The organism is Bacillota bacterium (assembly GCA_023511835.1).
Taxonomy (GTDB): Bacteria; Bacillota; Sulfobacillia; order JAIMAT01; family JAIMAT01; genus JAIMAT01.
This window is the reverse complement of sequence record JAIMAT010000002.1, coordinates 71,021-92,667: the sequence shown is the minus strand read 5'-3', so window position 1 is coordinate 92,667 and position 21,647 is coordinate 71,021. Positions and strand designations below refer to the sequence as shown.

Here is a 21,647-nt window from a genome sequence, read left to right as displayed (position 1 = left end):
AAGCGGCCGCCCGGGGGGCAACTTCACCTTCCGAAGGAAGCACGGCCCACCGGGGGTGAGCGGGTGCGCACCGGCGACCGCGACCTGATCCGCGATCTGAACATCTCCATCGTGCTCAACACCATCCGCCAGCACCAGCCCATCGCCCGGACGGAGATCGCCGCCCGCACCGGCCTCAGCCCCGCCACGGTGACCGGCATCACCGCCCGCCTGCTGGCCGAGGGCTGGATCCGGGAGGCCGGCTTCGGCGAGGCCAGCGGCGGGCGGCGCCCCATCCTGCTTCGCCTGGACGCGCGCTCCCGTTTCTCCGTCGGCGTCAAGCTGGCCGCCGACGAGGTCTCCGCGGCCGTGGGCGACCTGGGCGCCGACCTGCTGGAGGTGGTGACGCTCCCGCTGCCCCAGGAGGCCCCGGGCATCGTGGAGCAGGTGGCGGAGGCGGTGCTGCGGGCGCTGCGCGGCGCCGGCGTCGCGCGCTCGGCCGTCATCGGCGTGGGCGTGGCGCTGCCTGGTGTCGTCGACCCCGTGCGGGGGCTCTCGCTCTTCGCCCCCTGGCACCCCTGGGAGCACTTCCCGCTCAAGAGCCAGCTGGAGGAGCGGCTCGGGCTCCCCGTCCTGCTGGAGAACGACGCCAACGCCTTCACCCTGGCCGAGCGCTGGTTCGGCGCGGGCCGCGGCGCGCACCACCTGGTGGGGGTGATGATCAGCGCCGGCATCGGCGCAGGCGTCGTCATCGACGGCCATGTCTACCGCGGCGCCGCCTACGCGGCGGGCGAGATCGGCCACCTGGTGGTGGAGCCGGAGGGGCCCGCCTGCGTCTGCGGCCAGCACGGCTGCCTGGAAGCGGTGGCCGGCGACCGGGCGCTGGCGCGGGAGGGGGCTCGCCTGCTGCAGGCCGGCCGCGCCCCCGTCCTCGCCCGCCTGGCCGGCGGCGACCCGGCCCGCGTCCGCCGCCAGGAGGTGGTGGAGGCGGCCCGCCGGGGCGACGCCGCCTGCCGCCAGCTCCTCGAGCGGGCGGGCGAGACCATCGGGCGCGCCGTGGCCGCCATGGTCAATACGCTCAACCCCGAGGCGGTGGTGGTGGGAGGAGGCCTGCCGGACCAGGCGGGGCCGCTCCTCCTGGAACCGCTGCGCAGGGCGGTCGATCGCCACGCCTTCCACGCGCCGGGCCACTCCTTCCGGGTGCTGCCCGCCGGCCTGGGCGAGCGCGCCTGGCTGGTGGGCGCCCTGACCCTGGCCGTGGAGGAGGCCTTCCGCGCCCCCATCCCGGTCTAGACCGGACGCTCGCGAGACGCGTTTCGGGAAATGTTTGACAGGCCGGTGCCGCCGCCGGAGAATGGGCCTGCAGGTCGTCGTTTCCAACAAGGCAGACCGGCCAGGAGGGAGCGGCCCAGCGCATGCGCGAGCTCTTCCGGCAGCCCGACTTCGCCCGGCTCCTCGCGGGGCGGGTGGTCACCACCGCCGGCGACGCCCTCTACGCCGTCGCCTCCATGTGGCTCGTCCAGGAGTTGACGCACAGCACCTTCTACACCGGGCTGGCGGGGACGCTCGCCTTCCTGCCCTACCTGCTCCAGCTCTTCGTCGGGCCGCTGGTCGACCGCTGGCCCATCCGCCGCACCCTGACGCTGACCCAGGGCCTCCAGGGAGCCCTGGTGCTGGCCGTGCCCCTCCTCGCCCTGCCCGGGCGGCCGCCGCTCTGGGCGATCCTGGGCCTGATCCCGCTCCTGGCCCTGGCCGGACAGTTCGGCGAGCCGGCCGAACAGGCGGCGCTGCCCCGCATCCTGCCGCCGGAGCACCTGGTGCGGGCCAACTCGCTCTTCACCTTCGCCGCCCAGGGCACCAGCCTCGTCTTCCGCGCCCTGGCCGGCCTTCTGGTGGCGGCCGTCGGCGCGGTCCCGCTCTACGCCCTGGACGCGCTCAGCTTCCTCGGCGCCGCCTGGATCTTCACCAGGCTGCGCGTCCCCCCGGCCCCGCGGGCGACCGCGGAGGCGGCCGGCGCCGGAGAGGAGTCCGGGAGCGGGGCCGGCGGCGAGACGCCGCTCCGCCGCTACCTGGCCGAGCTGGGGGAGGGGCTCGGGCTGGTGGCGCGCTCGGTGGCCGGGCGGATCACGCTGGGCGCGGTGGCGCTCAACTTCGTCATCGCCGCCATGATGGTCGTCCTGCCGGCCCACGCCGCCGCCCACGGCGGCCCGAACGTCTACGGGGCCATGCTCTCGGCCATGGCCGCCGGCACCATCGCGGGGGCGCTCCTGGCCCCGCGCCTGGAGCGATGGCGCATCTCCACCGCCATCGGGCTGGTCAGCCTGGCGGGCGGCGCCGCCTGGCTGCTGGCCGCGCTGGGCACGCTCCCGCCGCTCCTCGTCGGCGCCTTCGGACTGGGCTGGGTGCCGGGCGGGGTGGTCAACGCGCTGGTGGGCGGCGGCCTGCAGCGCATCGTGCCGCGCCAGCTGATGGGGCGGGTGGCCTCGGCCATCACCAGCCTCGTCTCCCTCGCCATGCCGCTGGGCTCCTTCCTGGGCGGCCTGGCGGGCGAGGCCTGGGGGCCGACGGCGGTCATCGCCGGCACCGCGCTGGTCCAGCTCCTCTTCGGCCTCTACTGGCAGGCGGACCCTGTCCTGCGCCGCCTCCCCGCCACACGCCAGCTGGGCGAGGAGCACCTCTTCCCGCGGCCTCCCGGCTCCTCGGCCGCCCCCGCCGCCGGCGCCTGAGGCGGGAGGGCGCCTGCCGCCACCCGCCGGGGGAGGGCGGCCTCCGCTCAGAAGCGGATCTCGGACTTTCTCAGCTCGGCCACGCCGATGCGGGTGTCGGCGGCGCCATAGTAGACGAGGAAGCGGTCGCCCACGTCGACGGCGCCGCAGCTGAAGACCACGTCCGGCACCAGCCCCTCCCGCTCCCACTCCAGCTCCGGCTCGAAGATGGGCTCCGGCAGCCGGGCCAGCACGCGGTAGGGGTCGCGCGCGTCCAGGAGCGCCGCGCCCAGACGATACGTGTTCCTCTCGTCGACCCCGTGGTAGATGAGCAGCCAGCCCTGCTCGACGCGCAACGGCTGCGGCCCGATGCCGATGCGGCTCGACTCCCAGCTGCCGGGGCGGGGCCGCAGGATGACGCGGTGCTCCTCCCAGTGGTACAGGTCGCGCGAGACGGCCAGCCAGATGTCGGGCGGACGGCGGTGGAAGAGGAAGTAGCGTCCGTCCAGGCGCTCGGGCAAGAGGCCACCGTCCTTGTTGGGCTCCTCCAGCAGCACCCGGCGGCCGCCCCAGCGGACCAGGTCGCGCGAGACGGCCATGGCAATGCGGTAGTCCTCCGGCTCGCGCCCGCCGAAGGCGGTGTAGACCATGTAGTAGCGGTCGTCCAGGCGGACCAGGCGCGGATCCTGCACCCCCCGTCGCGCCTGGCCGCCGTCGCCCACCATCACCGGCCGGGGACGGCGCAGGAAGTGGATCCCGTCCAGGCTCTCGGCGTAGCCGATGGCCGAGACATAGGGCTCGCCCTCGGCGCGGAAGGGCCGGTCGCTGCCCCGGTAGAGGAGGACGACGCGGCCGTTGTGGAGGATGGCGCCGGGGTTGAAGACCGCCGCCGCCTCCCAGCGGTGGGCCGGGTCGGGTTCCAGGATCGGACGCTCGCTCAGCCGGCGGAGTCGGAAGGCCATGGCGGGAAGTAGCCTCTCCGGCCGCCGCCGCCCTTAGACGGAGCGCCCCGTGACCGCCGTCACGGCACGCCGGCGCGGGAGCGCTAGGATGGCCGCCGGGCGCCCGGCGGGCGCCGGCAAGCAGGGAGGTGGAGTACGTGGAACCGCGGATCGACTACCGCAGCCTGGCGCCGGAGGCGGCCGAGGCGCTGCGCGGTCTCAACGCCTACGTCCGTCGCAGCGGGCTTCTGGAGCCCTCGCTGGTCCGCCTGGTGGAGGTACGCGCCTCGCAGATCAACGGCTGTGCCTTCTGCCTGGACATGCACACGCAGGAGGCGCGCCTGGCGGGGGAGGGGGAGCAGCGCCTCTACGCGCTGGCCGCCTGGCGCGAGGCGCCTTTCTACACGCCGCGCGAGCGGGCGGCGCTGGCCTGGACCGAGGCGGTGACGCGCCTGGAGGACGGCCACGTCCCCGACCAGGTCTACCAGGAGGCGCGGCGCCACTTCAGCGAGCGGGAGCTGGTCGACCTGACGTTGGCGGTGGTGGCCATCAACGGCTGGAACCGGCTCAACGTCGCCTTCCGGACGCCGGCCGGCACCTGGCGCCCGCCGCAGGACGGCGCCGCGCCCTCCTGACCGGCCGCCGAGGAGCCGGCGCGCGCAGCGCCTCCGGCCGGCGCCGCCCTACCGCCGGCCGAGGAAGAGGTTGAGCAGCAGGGTGAGCAGCAGGCTGAGCAGGAGCGAGGAGGCCAGCGGGGCGTAGAGCGTGAAGGAGCCGTGCTGCCAGACGAAGTCCCCGGGCAGCCGCCCCAGATGCAGCCAGCGGCCGCCCAGGTAGAAGAGGGCGCCCACCGCCAGCAGCAGGGCGCCGAAGAGCATCAGCCAGCGCCCGATCTCCAACTCTCCCGTCCCCTCCCGGAGCGGCTCCCGGCGCGTGTCGCCGCCCCGGCCGGCGCCGTCTCCAGCGCCTATTCTAGCGGCAGGCTGGCGGCGAATTGACAGCGCGGCGCCGGAATCGCTAGAATTCGAGCCAAATCATGCCGACTGCGGCGCGGCCGAAGCCCGTCCCGGGTGGGAGACGGGCTTCGCCTTTCGAGGATCGGAGACGGGGGGAAGCGCGTGCCCGACTACGACTTCCGGGGCATCGAGGCCAGGTGGTCGCGGAGCTGGGAGGAGCAGGGACTCTACCGCACCGTCGTCCGCGAGGACCGCCCCAAGTTCTACGCGCTGACCATGCTTCCTTATCCCAGCGGCGACCTGCACATCGGCCACTGGTACGCCATGACGCCCTCGGACGCCCGCGCGCGCTTCCTGCGCATGCGCGGCTACAACGTCCTCTTCCCCATGGGCTTCGACGCCTTCGGCCTGCCGGCCGAGAACGCCGCCATCAAGCGCGGCGTCCACCCGCGCGTCTGGACCTACCGGAACATCGAGCGGATGCGCGCGCAGCTCCGCTCCATGGGCGCCATGTTCGACTGGAGCCGCGAGGTGGTCACCTGCGAGCCCGAGTACTACCGCTGGAACCAGTGGTTCTTCCTGCGCATGTACGAGCGCGGGCTCGCCTACCGGAAGATGGCGCCGGTGGACTGGTGCCCCAGCTGCAACACCACGCTGGCGCGCGAACAGGTGGTGGGGGAGGACCGGCGCTGCGAGCGCTGCGACACCCCGGTCGTCCGCCGCGACCTGGAGCAGTGGTTCTTCCGCATCACCGCCTACGCGGACGAGCTGCTCGACTTCTCCAAGATTGAGTGGCCGGAGCCCGTCGTCACCATGCAGCGCAACTGGATCGGGCGCTCGGAGGGCGTCGAGTTCGAGTGGCAGGTGGCGGGGCGGCCCGAGCTGCGCTTCCGCACCTTCACCACGCGCATCGACACCCTCTTCGGCGCCTCCTTCTGCGTGCTGGCGCCCGAGCACCCCCTGGTCGACGCGATCGTCACCCCCGACCGGCGCGAGGAAGTGGAGCGCTACCGCTACAAGAGCTCGCGCGAGTCCGAGATCGAGCGCCTCTCCACCGAGCACGTGCGCGACGGCGCCTTCACCGGCGCCTACGCGCTCCACCCCTTCACCGACGAGAAGGTGCCCGTCTGGATCGCCGACTACGTCCTCCTCTCCTACGGGACCGGCGCCATCATGGGGGTGCCCGCCCACGACGAGCGCGACTTCGACTTCGCCCGCCGCTACGGCCTGCCCATCCCGGTGGTCATCGCGCCGCCGGACTGGGACGGCCAGCCGCTCCGGGAGGCGTACACGGGCCCGGGGCGGATGGTCCACTCGGGCGAGTTCACCGGGCTCCCCAACGACGAGGGCTGGCGGCGCCTGGCCGAAGCCGTGGAGGCGCGGGGGATCGGGCGGCGCACCGTCCACTACCGCATGCGCGACTGGCTGATCAGCCGGCAGCGCTACTGGGGGACGCCCATCCCCATCGTCTACTGCGAGCGCTGCGGCACGGTTCCCGTGCCGGACGAGCAGCTGCCGGTGCTCCTGCCCGAGGAGGCGGAGTTCCTGCCCACGGGCGAGTCGCCGCTCAAGCGCGACGAGGCCTTCCTGCATACCGCCTGCCCGCGCTGCGGCGGCCCGGCGACGCGCGAGACGGACACCATGGACACCTTCGTCGACTCCAGCTGGTACTGGTTCCGCTACCTGAGCCCGCACGAGCGCGAGCGGCCCTGGGATCCGAAGGAGGCGGCCTACTGGCTGCCGGTGGACCAATACACCGGCGGCGCCGAGCACGCGGTGATGCACCTGCTCTACGCGCGCTTCTTCACCAAGGTGCTGCGCGACCTGGGCCTGGTCGACTTCGACGAGCCCTTCCTGCGCCTGAAGAACCAGGGCGTGGTGCTGGGCGAGGACAGCCAGAAGATGTCCAAGTCGCGCGGCAACGTGGTGGCGCCCGACGAGCTGGTGGAGCGTTACGGCGCCGACGTGGTCCGCGTCTACCTGATGTTCATGGCGCCCTGGGAGCAGGGCGGGCCCTGGAGCTCCAAGGGGATCGAGGGCGCGCACCGCTTCCTCAACCGCGTCTGGCGGGTCGCGCTGGCGGCGCTGGGCGAGGCCCCGGAGGGGCCGGCCGCCGGCGAGGCGGAGGAGGCGGGGGAGCGGGTGACGGAGGCGGAGCTGCTCCGCGCCATGCACCGCGCGGTCCAGCGGGTGACCGCCGACATGGAGCGCTTCGACTTCAACACGGCTGTGGCCGCGCTCATGGAGCTGACCAACCTCCTCATGCGCGCGGCGCAGCAGGGCCTGGCCCGGAGCGACGCCTACCGCCGGGCGGTGGAGCGGCTCCTCCTCTGCCTGGCGCCCATGGCGCCCTTCGTCACCGAGGAGCTCTGGCACCGGCTGGGTCATGCCGGCTCGATCCACCTGGAGCGCTGGCCCGAGGTCGACCCCGCCGCCCTGGTGGAGGAACAGGTGCTGGTGGTGGTCCAGGTGAACGGCCGCGTCCGCGAGCGGATCTCCGTCCCGCGCGGGCTCCCGGAGGAGGAGCTGGCGCGCCGCGCCCTGGAGTCGGTGCGCGACCGCCCCTACGTGGCGGGGAAGCCGGTGCGGCGCCTGATCACCGTCCCGGATAAACTGGTCAACGTGGTCGTCGGCTAGCGCCGCCCGGCGGTTCGCGGGCGCGCCGGCGGCGGCAAGGAGGCAGGGGAGTGAAGCGAGCGTTCTCCGGCGTCCAGCCCTCGGGGAACATCCACATCGGCAACTACCTGGGCGCCGTCCGCCAGTTCGTCCAGCTCCAGGACGTCTACGAGGGCATCTACTGCGTCGTCGACCTGCACGCCATCACCGTCCCGCAGGAGCCCGCGGAGCTGCGCCGGCAGATCCGCGAGGTGGCCGCCTTCTATCTGGCGGCCGGCCTGGACCCGGCGCGCTCGACGCTCTTCGTCCAGTCCGACGTCCCCGCCCACCCGGAGCTGGCCTGGATCCTCAACTGCTTCGCCACCTTCGGCGAGCTGAGCCGCATGACCCAGTTCAAGGACAAGGCGCGCAAGAGCAGCCAGGAGTCGGTCTCCGCCGGCCTCTTCAACTACCCGGTGCTGATGGCCGCCGACATCCTCCTCTACCAGGCCGACGTGGTGCCGGTGGGGGAGGACCAGAAGCAGCACGTGGAGCTGACGCGCGACCTGGCCGAGCGCGTCAACCGCCGCCTCGGCCCGCTCTTCCGCGTCCCCGAGCCGCTCATCCCCCAGCTGGGGGCGCGCATCATGGGCCTGGACAACCCCCAGGCCAAGATGTCCAAGAGCGCCGAGAGCCCCTGGAACTACATCAGCTTCGGAGACGACCCGGACCTCATCCGCCGAAAGATCGCCCGCGCCGTCACCGACTCCGGCCGCGAGGTGGTCTACGACCCCGAGGCCAAACCGGCCATCGCCAACCTGCTCACCATCTTCTCGGGCTTCACCGGCCGCCCGGTGGAGGAGCTGGAGCGCGAGTACCGCGACACCGGCTATGCCCGCTTCAAGGCGGACCTGGCCGAGGCGGTGATCGCGGGCATGGAGCCCATCCGGCGCCGCTTGGCCGAGATGGAGGCCGAGCCTGGCTACCTGGAGGAGGTCCTCCGCCAGGGGGCGGAGCGCGCGGCCGCCATCGCCGAGTCGACGGTGCGGCAGGTGAAGGAGGCGCTGGGGCTGGGGCTCGGTCGCGCCTGAGCGCCCCCGCCCGCATGCCCCAGGAAGGGGTGCACCCGGTGCGCACGCTGCTCGCCTTTCTCTACTTCGGCTCGCTGGGCGTCTGGCTCGGTGCCATCCTCTTCTTCAGCCTGACGGTGGCGCCGGCCGTCTTCCGCCTCCTGGGCTCCGACGGCGGCGGACGCGTGGTCGGCGCCATCTTCCCCACCTACTACCTGCACGGGGCGCTGACCGCGCTCCTGGCCCTGGCCGTCCTGGCCCTGGCGCAGCGGCTGCCCGCCGCGCGGCCCCTCCCGGTCTCCGCCCCCGGCGCCGCCGCCGTCGCGCTCCTCGTGGCGCTGGCGGTCGACCTGCTCGCCTGGTGGGTGCTGGAGCCGCGCGTCCGAGCCGCCGCCGGCTCGCCCGCCTTCGGCGCGCTCCACGGCCTCAGCATAGGCCTCAATCTGGTCGTCCTTCTCGCCGTGGCCGCCGCGCTCTGGCTCTCGCTCTGAGCCGCTCCGACTCCGGCGGGCGCGAGGAGGGGGAGGGGGGCGGCCGAGCAGAGCCGCGCGGCCGCGAGCGGTCGCGCTCCGCTCAGCCGCCCTCGGGCGCCTTCTGTTGCGGCGGCCAGATCTGCTGCGGCGGCGTGTCCGTCGCCGTCTGGCGCAGGACGACGATGTCCACGCGCCGGTTGAGGGCCAGGCTGGCCGGGTCGCTGCCGGTCGCCAGCGGGTGGTACTCGCCGTAGGCGACCGCGGCCAGCCGGTGGGGGTCGATGCCCTGCGACTGGAGGTAGCGGATGACCGTGGTCGCCCGGTAGGCGGAGAGCTCCCAGTTGCTGGGGAAGAGGTCGGTACGGATGGGACGGCTGTCGGCAAAGCCGTGCACCTCCAGCGGGTTGGCCACGTCGCGCAGCGCAGCCGCGATGGAGTCGAGGACGGGCAGGGCTTCCGGCTTCAGCGCGGCGCTGCCGGTGTCGAAGAAGACCGACTCGCCCAGGCTGATCTGGAGCTCGCGCCCGGTGAGCACCACCTGCACGCGGTCGCCCAGCCCGCGCTGGCGAAGCGCCGCCGCGATGCGCTCGCCGATGGTGCGCAGGTCGCTTCCTTCCGCGGTCTCGCCGCGGGAGGGCGCGGGCTGGAGCACGTCCCGCCCCGCCGGTACGGCCGGCGTCACCACGATGGCCGAGCTCCCCCCGCCGTTGAGAAGCGCGCGCAGCGCCGCCGCCAGCTGCTGGTACCTGGCCTGGTCCACCTGCGACATGGAGTAGAGGACGATGAAGAAGGCCAGAAGGAGCGTGATCATGTCGGCATAGGTGAGCAGCCAGCGCATCATGCCGGCCGCCTCGGACTTGGGGCGCTCCGCCGGCCTACGCATGCTGCTCCCGGGCCGCCACGCGCGAGGCGGGCGGCTCGCCGCCCTGCCCGAGGGGGATGCCGCTCAGGGTGGCCAACTTCTCGCGGACCACGTTGGGGCTCTCGCCGTTGGCCACGGAGAGGATGCCCTCCAGGATCACCCGCCGCCACTCCGCCTGGCTCTGCGCGCGGGCGTGGATGCGGGCGCCCAGCGGCAGCCAGAGGACGTTGGCCAGGAAGATCCCGTAAAAGGTGGCCATGAAGGCGACGGCGATGGCGGGGCCGATGCGCGAGGTGTCGGAGAGGTTGCCCAGGACGTGGACGAGGCCGAGCACGGTACCGATGATCCCCATGGTGGGCGAGTAGCCCCCGGCCGCCTCCAGCACGGCCGCGGAGCGCTCCCAGCGCGCGAGTTCCGCTTCCGTCTCCGCCTCCAGCATCTCGCGGACCATTTCGGGCTCGCTGCCGTCGACCACCATCTGCATGCCGCGCGCCAGGAAGGGCTCGCGCACGCCCGCCAGGTCCTCCTCGATGGCCAGCAGACCCTCCCGCCGCGCCTTCTGCGCCAGCGTCACCAGCTCTTCCAGGAGCCCGCGGCGGTCGGCCGGCTCCGCGCGGAAGACGGCCGCCAGGCTGGCCGGGACAGCGGCCACGTCGGCCCGACGGGAGCTGACGACGGTGGCGCCGACGGTGCCGCCCAGCACCAGCAGGATGGCGGAGGGGTTGAGGAGCGCGGCCAGGTGGGCGCCCTCCATCAGCTGCGAGCCGAGGATGGCGGCCACAGCGATGACGAGGCCCAAGGGAAGCGTGATGTCCAAGACGGCCACCCCTCTCCTGCCCGGGCATCGGACGCCGGGCGCCCGCCTTAAGACGCCGGCGCCGCCGGCCGCCGTGCTACAATCGCTCCGTTCGTCCGACCTCGCGCCGGGGAGGGATGGCTACGCGCCCCGCGGCGGCCCGGCCTCTTGCCGTCATCCTGACGGGCTTCCTCGTGCTCCTTCTTTCCGCACCGTTCCTCGGGCCCGGCCGCGCCCTGGCCGCCGGCGGCGCCACCGCCCCGGCCGCCAGCGACGGCGGCCGCGTGGTCCTCGTCCTCCTGCCCTACGTGGACTGGCCCGACCTGGCGGGCGGCGACCTGCCCGCCTTCCGGCGCCTGGAACGGGAGGGGGCGACGGGGCTGGTCAACGTGCTCACGCCGCAGCGGAACGCGCCCGCCACGGCCGCCCTGGCGCTGGGCAGCGCTTCCATCCAGCCGGGCGCGCCCGGCCTGGCGGAGGCCTACCAGCGCGGGGAACGGATCCCAGCCGCGCTTGCCGACGCCGGCGCCCGCGCGGCGGAGGTCTACGCCTGGCGGTACGGGCGCCGGCCGCCGGCGGGCCGCGCCATCCTCGAGCTGGGCATGGGGCCGCTCCTCGCCCAGGCCGCCGCGGCGCCGCTCGCCGTCCAGCCGCCGTACGGCTTCCTGGGCGACGCCCTCCACGCGGCAGGCTTCGAGACGGCCGTCCTGGGCAACTCGGACGCCGCCGGCCTGCCCCAGCGCTTCGCCGTGCCCGCGGCCATGGACGGCGCCTGGAGCGTGGACGCCGGAGAGGTGGACGACGGGCTCCTGGTCGCCGATGCCTCTTTCCCCGGCGGCGTGCGCACCAGCCTCTCGCGCCTCTTGGCCGCCTACGACCGGCTTCCTCCCCGGGTGGGCCTGGTGGTGGTGGAGGCCGGCGACATGGCCCGGGTGGAGAGCGAGGCGTCGGCCATGAGCCCCGCGGCGCTGCAGGCGGCGCGGCGGCAGGCCCTGACCGGAGCCGACCGGCTGGTGGGCGCCCTCCAGGCGCGTCTCGACCCGCGGCGCGACCTCCTGCTGGTGCTCAGCCTGGCGCCCACGCCCGCCGCCGGCCGCCAGGACGCCTACCTGGTTCCCGTCTTCGCCTGGGGGAAGGGGGTGGCCGCCGGCAGCCTCCTCACCTCGCCCACCACCCGCCAGGCCGGGGTGGTGGAGGTCACCGACGTGGCGCCCACGGTCCTCGAGGCGCTGGGCGTCACGCCGCCTGCCGAGCCGGGCGTCACCGGGCGGCCCATGGGCACGGTGGCGGCCGCCGACCCGGTGGCGGCGGTGCAGGCGATCTACACCTCGACGCTGGCCAACGCGGCGCGGAGGCCCTCGCTTCTCTACTTCTTCGTGATCAGCGGCATCGTCCTCTTCTTCGCCTCGGCCGCGGCGCTGGTGGCCATCCACCTCAGCCGGCCCGCGACGGCGGCGCGCATCCGCCGCCTGCTGCGGGCGGCTCTGGTGGCCTTCAGCCTCTCGCCGCTGGCCCTGCTGCTGCTCGCCTTCTTCCCGCAGCTGGGGCCCGGCACCTCCATGGCGCTCTTCCTGGCCATGCTGGCGGTGCTGGGCGCCCTGGCGCTCCGCCTGCCGGCGCCGCGCGGGCGGCGCCTTCTGGCCCCGCTCCTCTGGATCGACCTGGCCACCGTGGCCTTCGTCCTGGGCGATCTGCTGACCGGCTCCTGGGCCGACGCCAACTCGCCCCTGGGCTACAGCGCCCTCTACGCGGCCCGCTTCTACGGGCTTGGCAACGAGTACGGGGGCGTCCTCATCGGCGCCAGCCTGATGGGCGTCACCGGCCTCCTCGACCTTCTGGGCAACCGCCGGGGCTGGAGGGAGGCGGCCGTCCTCCTCTTCGCCGTCATCGGGGCGGTGCTGCTGGACCCGGAGCTGGGCGCCAACTTCGGCATCGCCCTGGCCGCCCTGGTCGGCTACTTCGTCGCCACCGTCCGCCTCTGGGGGCGGAGGCTGGGCGTCCGCGAGGCGGTGCTGGCGGTTCTCCTGCTGCTCGTCGGGACGGGCGTGATGGTGGGGATCGACCTCCTGGCCGGCCACGCCTCGCACATCGGGCGCGCCTTCGCCCAGGCGGCGCAGGGCGGAGGCGGGCTCGCGGACTTCCTGGCGCTCGTCGCCGGGAAGCTGGGGATGAACTGGAAGCTGATCCGCCTGACCAACTGGAGCTGGCTCTTCCTGGCCGCGCTCTTCCTCTACCTCCTGGTCGCGCTCCGGCCGGGAGGATTCGGGGAGGCCTTCGAGAAGCGCCATCCTGCACTGGTGGCGGGATTCGCGGGCGCCGCGCTGGGCAGCGTGGCGGCGCTCCTCTTCAACGACTCGGGGATCGTGGCGGCGGCCACCGCCATGGTCTACGTCTCGCCGCCCGCCATCGTGCTGGCCGCCTACCGCGACGGCGGGGCGGAGGGCGGGAATCCGTAGACGCCGGGAGCGCCGGGGGCGCACGCCCGCCGGGCTCGATGCCAAGGAGGGGGCAGGGTATGACGGAACGGCTGGTGCGTCTGGCGCTGCCGGACGGGCGGGTGGCCTACGGCCGCCGCCAGGACGACGTGATCGAGCTGCTCGGGGGAGCGCCCTGGACCGTCTGGGGGAAGCCTACCGGCGAGCGGGTGGAGGCGGCCACGGCGCGCCTGCTGGCGCCCGTCCAGCCCGGCAAGGTGGTGGCGGTCGGCCTCAATTACCGCATGCACGCCGAGGAGATGAAGGATCGGCTGCCGGACGAGCCGGTCCTCTTCCTCAAGCCGGCCAGCTCCGTCATCGGCCCGGGCGAGCCCATCCGCTGGCCGGCCATGAGCCGGGAGGTCCACTACGAGGCCGAGCTGGCGGTGGTCATCGGCCGGCGCGCGCGCAACCTGGAGCCGGACGAGGTGGAGGGCGCCATCCTGGGCTACACCTGCGGCAACGACGTCACGGCGCGCGACCTGCAGCGCAAGGACGGGCAGTGGACGCGCTCCAAGTCCTTCGACACCTTCTGCCCGCTGGGGCCGGAGGTGGTCCGCGGCATCGACCCCTCCGGCCGGGGGATCCGCACGCTGGTCAACGGCGAGGTGCGCCAGGAGGGGAACACCGGCGACCTCCTCTTCGACGTCGCCTACCTGGTCCGCTTCGTCAGCCAGGTGATGACGCTGGAGCCCGGCGACGTCATCCTCACCGGGACGCCGGCCGGGGTGGGACCCGTGCGGCCGGGTGACGAGGTGCGCGTGGTGATCGACGGGCTGGGCGAGCTGGTCAACCCGGTGGAGTAGGAGCGCCGCCGCCCGCCGGCCGTCCCCGGGCGGGGACGGCCGGCGGCGCGCGACGGGGAAGGAGAGGGGTGCGGTTGGCGATCGAACGGACCTTCGTGATGGTCAAGCCCGATGGCGTACAGCGCGGCCTGGTGGGCGAGGTGATCCGCCGCCTCGAGCAGAAGGGGCTGAAGCTGGTGGCCATGAAGCTGGTCCGCCTCGACCGGGCGACGGCCGAGGCGCACTACGCCGTCCACCGCGAGAAGCCTTTCTACCGCGCGCTGGTCGACTTCGTCACCGCCGGGCCGGTGGTGCCCATGGTCTGGGAGGGCCCCTCGGCCGTCGAGGTGGTGCGCAACCTGCTGGGCGCCACCGACGGGCGCAAGGCGGCCCCCGGCACCATCCGCGGCGACTTCGGAGCCGACATCCAGATGAACCTGGTCCACGGCTCCGACTCGCCGGAGACGGCCGCCGGCGAGATCGCGCTCCACTTCCGGCCGGAGGAGCTGGTGGAGTGGAGCCGGACGCTGGACGCCTGGCTGCACGAGGAGGGCTGAGATGCGCCTGGCCTTGATCGGCGGGACCGGCGTCTACGATCCGGAGGTCCTGGAAGGGGTGCGCGAGCTCTCGGTGGAGACGCCCTACGGGCTCGTCCACCTGCTGGCCGGGCGCTTCCCGGGGGGCGAGGAGGTGGCCTTTCTGGCGCGCCACGGGCGGCATCACAGCATCCCGCCTCACCGCGTCAACTACCGCGCCAACCTCTGGGCGTTGAAGAGCCTGGGCGTCGAGCGGGTGCTGGCCACGGCGGCGGTGGGCTCGCTGGACCGGGAACTGGCGCCGGGCACCTTCGTCCTGGTCAACCAGTTCCTCGACTTCACCCGCGGCCGGCCCTCCACCTACTTCGACCGGGAGGGCGACGGCGTGGCGCACGTGGACGTGAGCGAGCCCTACTGCCCGGAGCTGCGCGCCCTCCTGGAGGAGGAGGCGCGCGGCCTGGGCATCCCCGTGCGGCAGGGGGGCGTCTACGTCTGCACCGAGGGCCCGCGCTACGAGACGCCGGCCGAGATCCGCGCCTACCGGCGGCTGGGCGGCGACGTGGTGGGCATGACGGGCGTGCCCGAGGTGGTGCTGGCGCGCGAGCTGGGCCTCTGCTACGCCGCGGTGGCCATGGTGACCAACCTGGCCGCCGGCATCGCCGACCACCCGCTCACCCACGCCGAGGTGAACGAGGTGATGGAGCGGAACGGCCGGCGCCTGCGGGAGCTCCTGGCCGCCACGCTGGGGCGGATCCCGGCCGAGCGGGCGCGCTGCGGCTGCGCGGTCACGCCGGAGGTGTACGGCCGGTGAGCGTGGTCCGCGACCCCTCCCTGGCGCCCTCGGGGAGGCGAAAGATCGACTGGGCGGCTCGCCACATGCCGGTGCTGGCCAGCCTGGCGCGCGAGCTGGAGGAGGGCGGCGAGCTGCGCGGGCGGCGCCTGGCCCTCTGCCTCCACCTGGAGGCGAAGACCGCCCGGCTGGCGGAGGTCCTACACCAGGCGGGCGCCGAGGTGAGCGTGGCCGGCTCCAACCCGCTCTCCACCCAGGACGACGTGGCCGCCGCGCTGGCCGAGGCAGGGGTGGAGGTCTTCGCCTGGCGGGGCGCCACCCCCGAGGAGTACCGCGAGTTTCTGGAGCGGGCGCTGTCCGGCCGACCCGAGCTGGTCATCGACGACGGCGCCGACCTGATCGGCCTCCTGCACGGCGAGCGGCGCGACCTCCTCGGCGGCGTGCGCGGCGCCGCCGAGGAGACGACCACCGGCATCCGGCGCATCCGCGCCCTGGAGGCGGAGGGGCTGCTCGCCTTCCCCGTCATGGCCACCAACGACGGCCTGGCCAAGCACCTCTTCGACAACCGCTACGGCACCGGCCAGTCGGTCTGGGATGCCATCATGCGCACCACCAACCTGACCGTGGCGGGGAAGACGGTGGTCGTACTGGGCTACGGCTGGTGCGGCAAGGGGGTGGCCGCCCGCGCGGCCGGCCTGGGCGCCCACGTCGTCGTCTGCGAGGTCGACCCCGTCCGGGCCAACGAGGCGCTGATGGACGGCTTCCGGGTGATGCCCTCGCTGGAGGCGGCAGCCGTGGGCGAATTCTTCGTCACGGTCACCGGCATGCGCGACGTGCTCCGCCGCGAGCACTTCGAGCGCATGCGCGACGGGGCCGTGCTGGCCAACGCCGGCCACTTCGACGTGGAGATCGCCAAGCCCGATCTGGCCGCGCTCGCCGTCCGCCGCGAGGAAGTCCGCCCCCACGTGGAGGGCTTCGTGCTGGCGGACGGCCGCCGGCTCTACCTGCTGGCGGAGGGGCGGCTGGTCAACCTGGCGGCGGGCGACGGCCACCCGGTCGAGATCATGGACCTCTCCTTCAGCCTGCAGGTGGAGGCCATCCGCTACGTCGACCGCCACGCGGACGAACTGGGGCGGCGCCTGGTGCCCATCCCGCGCGAGCTGGACGAGCGCGTCCTCGGTCGCCGCCTGGAGGCGCTGGGCGTCCGCATCGACCGGCTGACGCCGGAACAGGAGGCCTACGGCCGGAGCTGGAGGGTCTGAGATGGGCGGGGCGGAGCGGAACGAGGCGGGGCGGCCGCTGGAGGCGGCGCTGGCCATCGAGGGGGCGACGCTGGTCGACCCGGTGCTGGGCGTGGTCGAGGAGGCGCTCCTCCTGGCCGATCCGGCCCGCATTCTCTGGGTGGGCCCGCGGGCGGAGGCGCCCGCCTGGCGGCTGCGCCCGGAGGGGGAGAGGGTGGAGGCGCGGGGCCGCTTCCTGATGCCGGGGATGGTGAACGCCCACTCCCACGCCGCCATGACGCTGATGCGCGGCTACGCCGACGACCTGAGCCTGATGCCCTGGCTCGAGACGCGCATCTTCCCCGTCGAGGCGCGCCTCCGGCCGGAGGATACCTACTGGGGGGCGCTCCTGGCGGCGGTGGAGATGCTGGAGGCGGGCGTCACCGCCTTCGCCGACATGTACTTCTTCATGGAAGAGACGGTGCGGGCGGTGGTGGAGGCGGGCGGCCGCGCCGCCATCGCGCGCGGCATGGTGGAGCCGGGCGACGGGAGCGGCGCGCGTGCGCTGGCCGAGGCGGAGGCGCTCTTCCGCGACTGGCACGGCGCCGCCGGCGGGCGCATCCGGGTGATGCTGGGGCCGCACGGCGTCTACACCACCACGCGCGACTTCCTGGGCCGGGTGGCGGAGCGGGCGGCGGCGCTGGGCGCCCGCGTCCACATCCACCTCTCGGAGAACGACGACGAGAACGACCAGAGCCGGGCGAAGTACGGGAAGAGCCCGGCGGAGGTCTGCGCCGAGACCGGCCTCTTCCAGGTGGGCTGCCTGGCGGCGCACTGCGTCCGGGTGGGCCCGGGCGACATCGAGCTCCTGGCCGAGCACCGCGTCGGCGTCGCCCACAACCCCGTCTCCAACCTGAAGCTGGCCAGCGGCATCGCCCCGGTGGTCGAGATGCGGCGCGCGGGGGTGACCGTCGGCCTGGGCACCGACGGGGCCGCCAGCACCAACCGCCTGGAGATGTTCGAGGAGATGCGCCTGGCCTCCATCCTGCAGAAGGCCCGCCTGGGCGACGCCGCCGCCCTGCCGGCGCGCGAGGCCTTCGCCATGGCGACGCTGGAGAGCGCCCGCGCCCTGGGCTGGGCGGACGAGATCGGCAGCCTGGAGCCGGGGAAGGCCTGCGACGCCGTCCTCGTCGACCCCGACCGCTCGCCGGCGCTCTGGCCGCGCTTCGATCCCTTCTCGGCGCTGGTCTACTCGGCCGAGCCGGCGGCGGTGGAGGCGGTCTGGGTGGGGGGGCGGAAGGTGGTCGAGGACGGGCGCGTGCGGACGGTGGACGTGGAGCGGCTCCGCCGCGAGGTGAGCCGGCGGGCCGCCCTCCTGACGCGGGAGGCGGGCTGAGCCTTGCCCCGCCGCCGCCTTCTCCTGGTGCGGCACGGCGAGACGCTCTTCAACCAGAGCGGCCGCTACCAGGGCCACACCGACATCCCCCTGAGCGAGGAAGGGCGCCGCCAGGCCGAGGCGCTGGCCGGGCGGCTGGCTCCGCTCACCCTGGCCGCCGTCTGGTCCTCCGACCTCTCCCGTGCGCGCGAGACGGCGGAGCGGCTGGCCCGTCCGCACGGCCTCGAGGTGCGCGTCGACCCGGACCTGCGCGAGATGTCCTTCGGCGCCTGGGAGGGGCTGACCCGCGCCGAGATCGAGGACCGCTACGGCGAGGACTGGCGCCTCTACGTGGAGGACGCCACCCGCCACCCGCCCACCGGCGGCGAGACGCTGGCGCAGCTGGAGCAGCGGTCGGTGGGCGCGCTGCGGCGCGCGCTGAAGCAGCTGGAGGAAGAGGGGAGGAGGGGTGCGCTCCTCCTCGTCTCCCACGGGGGGACGATCAAGGTGATCACCTCCTTCCTGATGGGTTGGAACCTGCAGCACCGCTACCGGCTGGTGCTGGAGAACACCTCGCTCACCCTGCTCGACCTCGAGACGGAAGAGCTCGGCCGGAGCCGCCTCCTGCGCTGGAACGACACCGCCCACCTCGGCCTCGGCCTCTGACGGCGCGCCGCCGGGCGGCCGCCGGCCGGCGGGGGTGGCATGCCGCGCCGCGGCTTCCCATAGGCTCGGGTAGCGCGCGGTGAAGGCGGTGGAAGCCGTGTCGGCGGTGCGCCATCTGGCCGTCCTGCTGCTGGCCGGGGCGGCGGCAGGGCTGGCCGCGCTCCTGATCTTTCTCGGGCTGAGCGCAGGGCGCGAGCTCTTCGCGCCGGCCTACTGGGCCTACCTGCTGCGGGCGCTCTTCAGCGGCGCCGAGGGGCCGCTCGTGCCGCTCTTCCTGCTCCTGGGCGTGCTCGGCCTGGGCCTGGGCGAGCTGGGCCTCCTCCTGCCCTGGCGCCTGGCGCCCTGGCTGCGCGGCCTCGCCGGCGGCGGCCTGGCCTCGCTGGGCTACGTGCTGGCCGTGCTCGGCTCCAACCCCCTCCCCTGGCGCGGCTTCTGGGCCTCGCTGGCCTACGCCCACCTGGCCGTCCTCCAGTTCTGCCTCCCGCTGGCGCTGGCCGTGGCCCTGGCGGAGAGAACGTTACAATGGGCCGGGGGTGGCCGGCTCGAAGCGTTTCGTCGCCTTTGACACCGAGACCAGCGGCCTCGATCCGGCGCGGGACCGGATCCTCCAACTGGGCGCCGTCCGCTGGGAGGACGGCGCCGTCGCCGCCCGCTTCGACCGCCTGCTGCGCTTCGAGGGCGAGCTGCCGCTGGCCGTCGTCCGGCTGACCGGCCTCCGCCCCGAGGCGCTCCGGCGGGCGCCGCCGGCGGCGGAGGCTCTGCGCGACTTCGCCGCCTTCGCGGGCGACGACCCCTTGGTGGCGCACAACGCCGCCTTCGACCTGGCCTTTCTCGACCGCGCGCTGCACCAGGAAGGCCTCCCGCCCCTCACCAACCGCTGCTACGACACCCTGGAGCTGGTCCGGCTGCTCGACCCGCTCCTGCCCGGCTACCAGCTGGCGCAGCTGGCGCGGTCCTACGGGCTAGGCCTCGAGCGCGCCCACGACGCCGCCGCCGACGCCGAGGCGACGGCCCGCCTCTTCGCCCGCCTGCTGGAACGCCTGGAGGAGCTGGCGCCGGAGCTGCGCGAGACGCTCCTGGCCTGGCTTCTGCCCACCGCCTCGCCACTGGTCGACCTGCTCGCCGGGGAGGCGGCGCCCCCCGGTCCCGCCGCGCCGCCGCCCCGGCCGCGCCTTCTCCTCGCCCCGGAGGCGGACGGGGAGGAGAGGGAGGCGGCGGGCGGAGAGGCCTTCGTCCTCGTCGGCCGCGGCGACGGCGGGCGGCCGCCGTCCGGGGCGGCCGAGCTCTTCGCTCCCGACGGGCTCCTCGGCCGCCTGGAGGGCTTCGAGGCGCGTCCCGGCCAGGCGCGCATGGCGGCGGCGGTGGAGCGGGCGCTCCGCCGGGGCCTCCACCTGGTGGTGGAGGCGGGGACGGGCACGGGCAAGTCGCTGGCCTACCTGGTGCCCGCCCTCCTCTTCGCCAGCCGGGAGCGGCGCCGGGTGGTGGTGGCCACCCATACCGTCAACCTCCAGGAGCAGCTCTGGGAGAAGGAGCTGCCCTGGCTGGCCCGCCACCTGCCCGTCCCCTTCCGCGCCGCCCTGCTCAAGGGACGCAGCCAGTACCTCTGCCTCCTGCGCTGGGAGCGGCTCGCCTCCGACCCCGCCTCGGTGGAGGAAGCCGAGCGGCCCGCTCTGGCGCGCCTGAGCAGCTGGCTCGCCCGCACCCGCCGCGGCGACCGCAGCGAGGCGCCGCTCTTCGGCGAGGAGGAGCGGCTCTGGGCGCGGCTGGCGGTGGACGCCCAGGCCTGCCTGGGCGCCGACTGCCGCTGGGCGGAGCGCTGCTTCTGGCTGCGGGCGCGACGCGAGGCGGAGCGGGCCGACCTCCTGGTGGTCAACCACTCGCTGCTCCTCGCCCACTACGCCGCCGGCGAACAGGTCCTGCCGCCCTTCGCCCACGCCGTCCTGGACGAGGCCCACCACCTGGCCGAGCAGGCCGCCCACCACTTCGGCGTCCGGCTCTCGGCCGAGGAGGCCGAGGAGAACGCCGAGCGGCTCCTCTCGCCGCGCCGCGGGCTCCTGGGCGCCCTGGCGCCCCTGGCGGCGGCGCCCGCCTTCGGCGCCGAGCTGGCCGCGGCGCTGGAGCGCGCCCGCCTGGCCGCCCAGGAGTCGCGCCAGGCGGGGCGCGACTTCTGGCAGGCCCTGGGGGCGCGCTGGCGGGCGACCGCCGGTGCGGGCGGGGAGACGGTGCCGGCGGGGGCGGAGCGGCTTCCCGGCGGGCTCGGCCGGCAGGGCAGGCTGGCCGAGCTGGGAGCCACCTGGCGCGACCGGCTCGGGCGGCTGGCGGCCGAGCTGGAGCGGCTGGCCCAGCGGCTCCCGGCGGGGCGCGAGCTGCGCGCCGAGCTGCGCCTGGAGCTGGAGGCGGCGCGGGCGGAGACGGCGCGCGAGCTGGAGGCGATGGAGAGCATCCTCGCCGCCGACCCCTCGTCGACGGTGGTCTGGCTGGAGCCGCTGGCCCGCCGCCGCGACGGCCGCCTGGCGGTCAGCCCGCTCCTGGCGGCGGCGCCGGTGGAGCCGGGCGCGCTCCTGCGCGAGCGCCTCTGGCAGGACCTGGAGGCCGCCGTCCTCACCTCAGCCACGCTGACCGTCGCCGGCGACTTTTCACCCCTCCTGGGACAGCTCGGGCTCGAGGAGGACGATCGCCTGGAGCGGCTGGTGGTGGAGTCGCCCTTCCGCTACCGCGAGCAGGCGCTGCTGGCCGTCCCCTCCGACCTGCCCGACCTGGGCCGTGAGCCGGCCGCCTCGGCGGCGGTGGCCGACTTTCTGGCCGCGCTCCTGCCCCGCACCGGCGGGCGCGCTCTGGTCCTCTTCACCTCCCACCGGATGCTCCGCTCGGTCTACTTCCTGCTCAAGCCGCGCCTGGAGGCGGAGGGGCTGGAGCTGCTGGCACAGGGGCTGGACGGCAGCCGCAGCCGGCTGGCGGAGGCTCTCCGCGCCGACCAGGGCAGCGTGGTGCTGGGCTCGAGCAGCTTCTGGGAGGGCGTCGACGTGCCCGGCGATGCGCTCAGCTGCGTGGTGATGGTCAAGCTGCCCTTCGCCCCGCCCACCTCGCCGCTGCTGGCGGCGCGGAGCGAGCTGATGGACCGCGCGGGGGGGAACGGCTTCCTGGGGGTGGCGGTGCCCGACGCCGTCATCCGCTTCAAGCAGGGCTTCGGCCGCCTCATTCGGCGCGCCGGCGACCGGGGCGCGGTGGTGGTGCTGGACAGCCGCCTGGTCGATCCGCGCCGGAGTTATGGGAAAATTTTCCTCGACTCGCTGCCCGGTCCCTCTCTGCTCGTGGCGCCGGCCGGCGAGGTGGTCGAGCGCGTGGCCGAGTGGCTGGGCGAGCCAGGGACGCCTAGGGCCGGCTCCGCCGCCGGGATCTGACGCGAGTAGCGGGCGGCGCGGCG

At 74.6% G+C, this 21,647-nt stretch carries 19 protein-coding genes; 15 read left to right on the top strand and 4 right to left on the bottom strand.

All coding sequences use genetic code 11. The annotated features are described in order from the left end of the window. Positions 1–63: 63 nt before the first annotated feature. Together K6U79_01020 and K6U79_01015 are read left to right on the top strand one after the other, a co-directional pair. Positions 64–1,272 carry an ROK family transcriptional regulator gene (locus K6U79_01020; GenBank protein MCL6520940.1) on the top strand — a complete coding sequence of 403 codons (1,209 nt, stop codon included), beginning with the start codon at positions 64–66 and terminating at the stop codon, positions 1,270–1,272. A gap of 122 nt (positions 1,273–1,394) precedes the next feature. Then, positions 1,395–2,705, top strand: coding sequence for an MFS transporter (locus K6U79_01015; protein MCL6520939.1), 1,311 nt, complete (start codon positions 1,395–1,397; stop codon positions 2,703–2,705). Positions 2,706–2,752: 47 nt separating this feature from the next. On the opposite strand, the gene K6U79_01010 is transcribed toward K6U79_01015, so the two are convergent. Further along, positions 2,753–3,646: a glycosidase gene (locus tag K6U79_01010; protein MCL6520938.1), complete on the bottom strand. Its 894-nt coding sequence runs from the start codon at positions 3,644–3,646 to the stop codon at positions 2,753–2,755. 137 nt (positions 3,647–3,783) lie between these two features. Here K6U79_01010 and K6U79_01005 point away from each other — a divergent pair, with 137 nt between their 5' ends. Beyond that, positions 3,784–4,260: a carboxymuconolactone decarboxylase family protein gene (locus K6U79_01005; protein MCL6520937.1), complete on the top strand. Its 477-nt coding sequence runs from the start codon at positions 3,784–3,786 to the stop codon at positions 4,258–4,260. 48 nt (positions 4,261–4,308) lie between these two features. Here K6U79_01005 and K6U79_01000 read toward each other — a convergent pair whose 3' ends face one another. Then, the gene (locus tag K6U79_01000; protein ID MCL6520936.1) at positions 4,309–4,503 is read right to left on the bottom strand and encodes a DUF2905 domain-containing protein; all 195 of its coding nucleotides are present in this window, start codon (positions 4,501–4,503) and stop codon (positions 4,309–4,311) included. Between the two features lie 240 nt (positions 4,504–4,743). On the opposite strand from K6U79_01000, the gene leuS reads away from it, so the two are divergent. The 3 genes from leuS to K6U79_00985 are packed head-to-tail and all read left to right on the top strand — an operon-like array spanning position 4,744 to position 8,737. Then, positions 4,744–7,218, top strand: a complete 2,475-nt coding sequence (gene leuS / locus K6U79_00995) for a leucine--tRNA ligase (protein MCL6520935.1) — start codon at positions 4,744–4,746, stop codon at positions 7,216–7,218. Between the two features lie 50 nt (positions 7,219–7,268). Then, positions 7,269–8,267: a tryptophan--tRNA ligase gene (gene trpS / locus K6U79_00990; GenBank protein ID MCL6520934.1), complete on the top strand. Its 999-nt coding sequence runs from the start codon at positions 7,269–7,271 to the stop codon at positions 8,265–8,267. 29 nt (positions 8,268–8,296) lie between these two features. Beyond that, the gene (locus K6U79_00985) at positions 8,297–8,737 is read left to right on the top strand and encodes a DUF4149 domain-containing protein (protein ID MCL6520933.1); all 441 of its coding nucleotides are present in this window, start codon (positions 8,297–8,299) and stop codon (positions 8,735–8,737) included. Positions 8,738–8,819: 82 nt separating this feature from the next. Here the strand turns inward: K6U79_00985 and K6U79_00980 are convergent, their stop codons facing one another. After that, positions 8,820–9,602 (bottom strand): OmpA family protein, encoded by a 783-nt coding sequence (locus K6U79_00980; GenBank protein MCL6520932.1) that lies wholly within the window; start codon positions 9,600–9,602, stop codon positions 8,820–8,822. Further along, positions 9,595–10,398, bottom strand: a complete 804-nt coding sequence (locus K6U79_00975; GenBank protein ID MCL6520931.1) for a flagellar motor protein — start codon at positions 10,396–10,398, stop codon at positions 9,595–9,597. The genes K6U79_00980 and K6U79_00975 overlap by 8 nt, the downstream gene beginning before the upstream one ends. A gap of 116 nt (positions 10,399–10,514) precedes the next feature. Here K6U79_00975 and K6U79_00970 point away from each other — a divergent pair, with 116 nt between their 5' ends. From K6U79_00970 to K6U79_00930, 9 genes are all read left to right on the top strand, one after another. Next, a complete protein-coding gene (locus K6U79_00970) occupies positions 10,515–12,833 on the top strand; it encodes a hypothetical protein (protein MCL6520930.1) in 2,319 nt (772 codons plus the stop codon). A 59-nt stretch (positions 12,834–12,892) separates the two neighbouring features. Next, positions 12,893–13,657, top strand: coding sequence for a fumarylacetoacetate hydrolase family protein (locus K6U79_00965; GenBank protein MCL6520929.1), 765 nt, complete (start codon positions 12,893–12,895; stop codon positions 13,655–13,657). 80 nt (positions 13,658–13,737) lie between these two features. Next, positions 13,738–14,193: a nucleoside-diphosphate kinase gene (gene ndk / locus K6U79_00960; protein MCL6520928.1), complete on the top strand. Its 456-nt coding sequence runs from the start codon at positions 13,738–13,740 to the stop codon at positions 14,191–14,193. 1 nt (position 14,194) lies between these two features. Further along, on the top strand, positions 14,195–14,983 hold the full coding sequence (gene mtnP / locus K6U79_00955; protein ID MCL6520927.1) for an S-methyl-5'-thioadenosine phosphorylase: 789 nt from the start codon (positions 14,195–14,197) through the stop codon (positions 14,981–14,983). Continuing rightward, positions 14,950–16,224: an adenosylhomocysteinase gene (locus K6U79_00950; GenBank protein ID MCL6520926.1), complete on the top strand. Its 1,275-nt coding sequence runs from the start codon at positions 14,950–14,952 to the stop codon at positions 16,222–16,224. Before mtnP ends, K6U79_00950 begins: the two co-directional genes overlap by 34 nt. Before the next feature lies 1 nt (position 16,225). Beyond that, entirely contained in the window at positions 16,226–17,578 is a 1,353-nt protein-coding gene (locus tag K6U79_00945) for an amidohydrolase (protein ID MCL6520925.1), read from the top strand. 3 nt (positions 17,579–17,581) lie between these two features. Then, on the top strand, positions 17,582–18,223 hold the full coding sequence (locus K6U79_00940; protein ID MCL6520924.1) for a histidine phosphatase family protein: 642 nt from the start codon (positions 17,582–17,584) through the stop codon (positions 18,221–18,223). A gap of 97 nt (positions 18,224–18,320) precedes the next feature. Next, positions 18,321–18,788, top strand: a complete 468-nt coding sequence (locus tag K6U79_00935) for a hypothetical protein (protein ID MCL6520923.1) — start codon at positions 18,321–18,323, stop codon at positions 18,786–18,788. Beyond that, a complete protein-coding gene (locus tag K6U79_00930; protein MCL6520922.1) occupies positions 18,757–21,624 on the top strand; it encodes a ribonuclease H-like domain-containing protein in 2,868 nt (955 codons plus the stop codon). The genes K6U79_00935 and K6U79_00930 overlap by 32 nt, the downstream gene beginning before the upstream one ends. Positions 21,625–21,647: the final 23 nt, after the last annotated feature.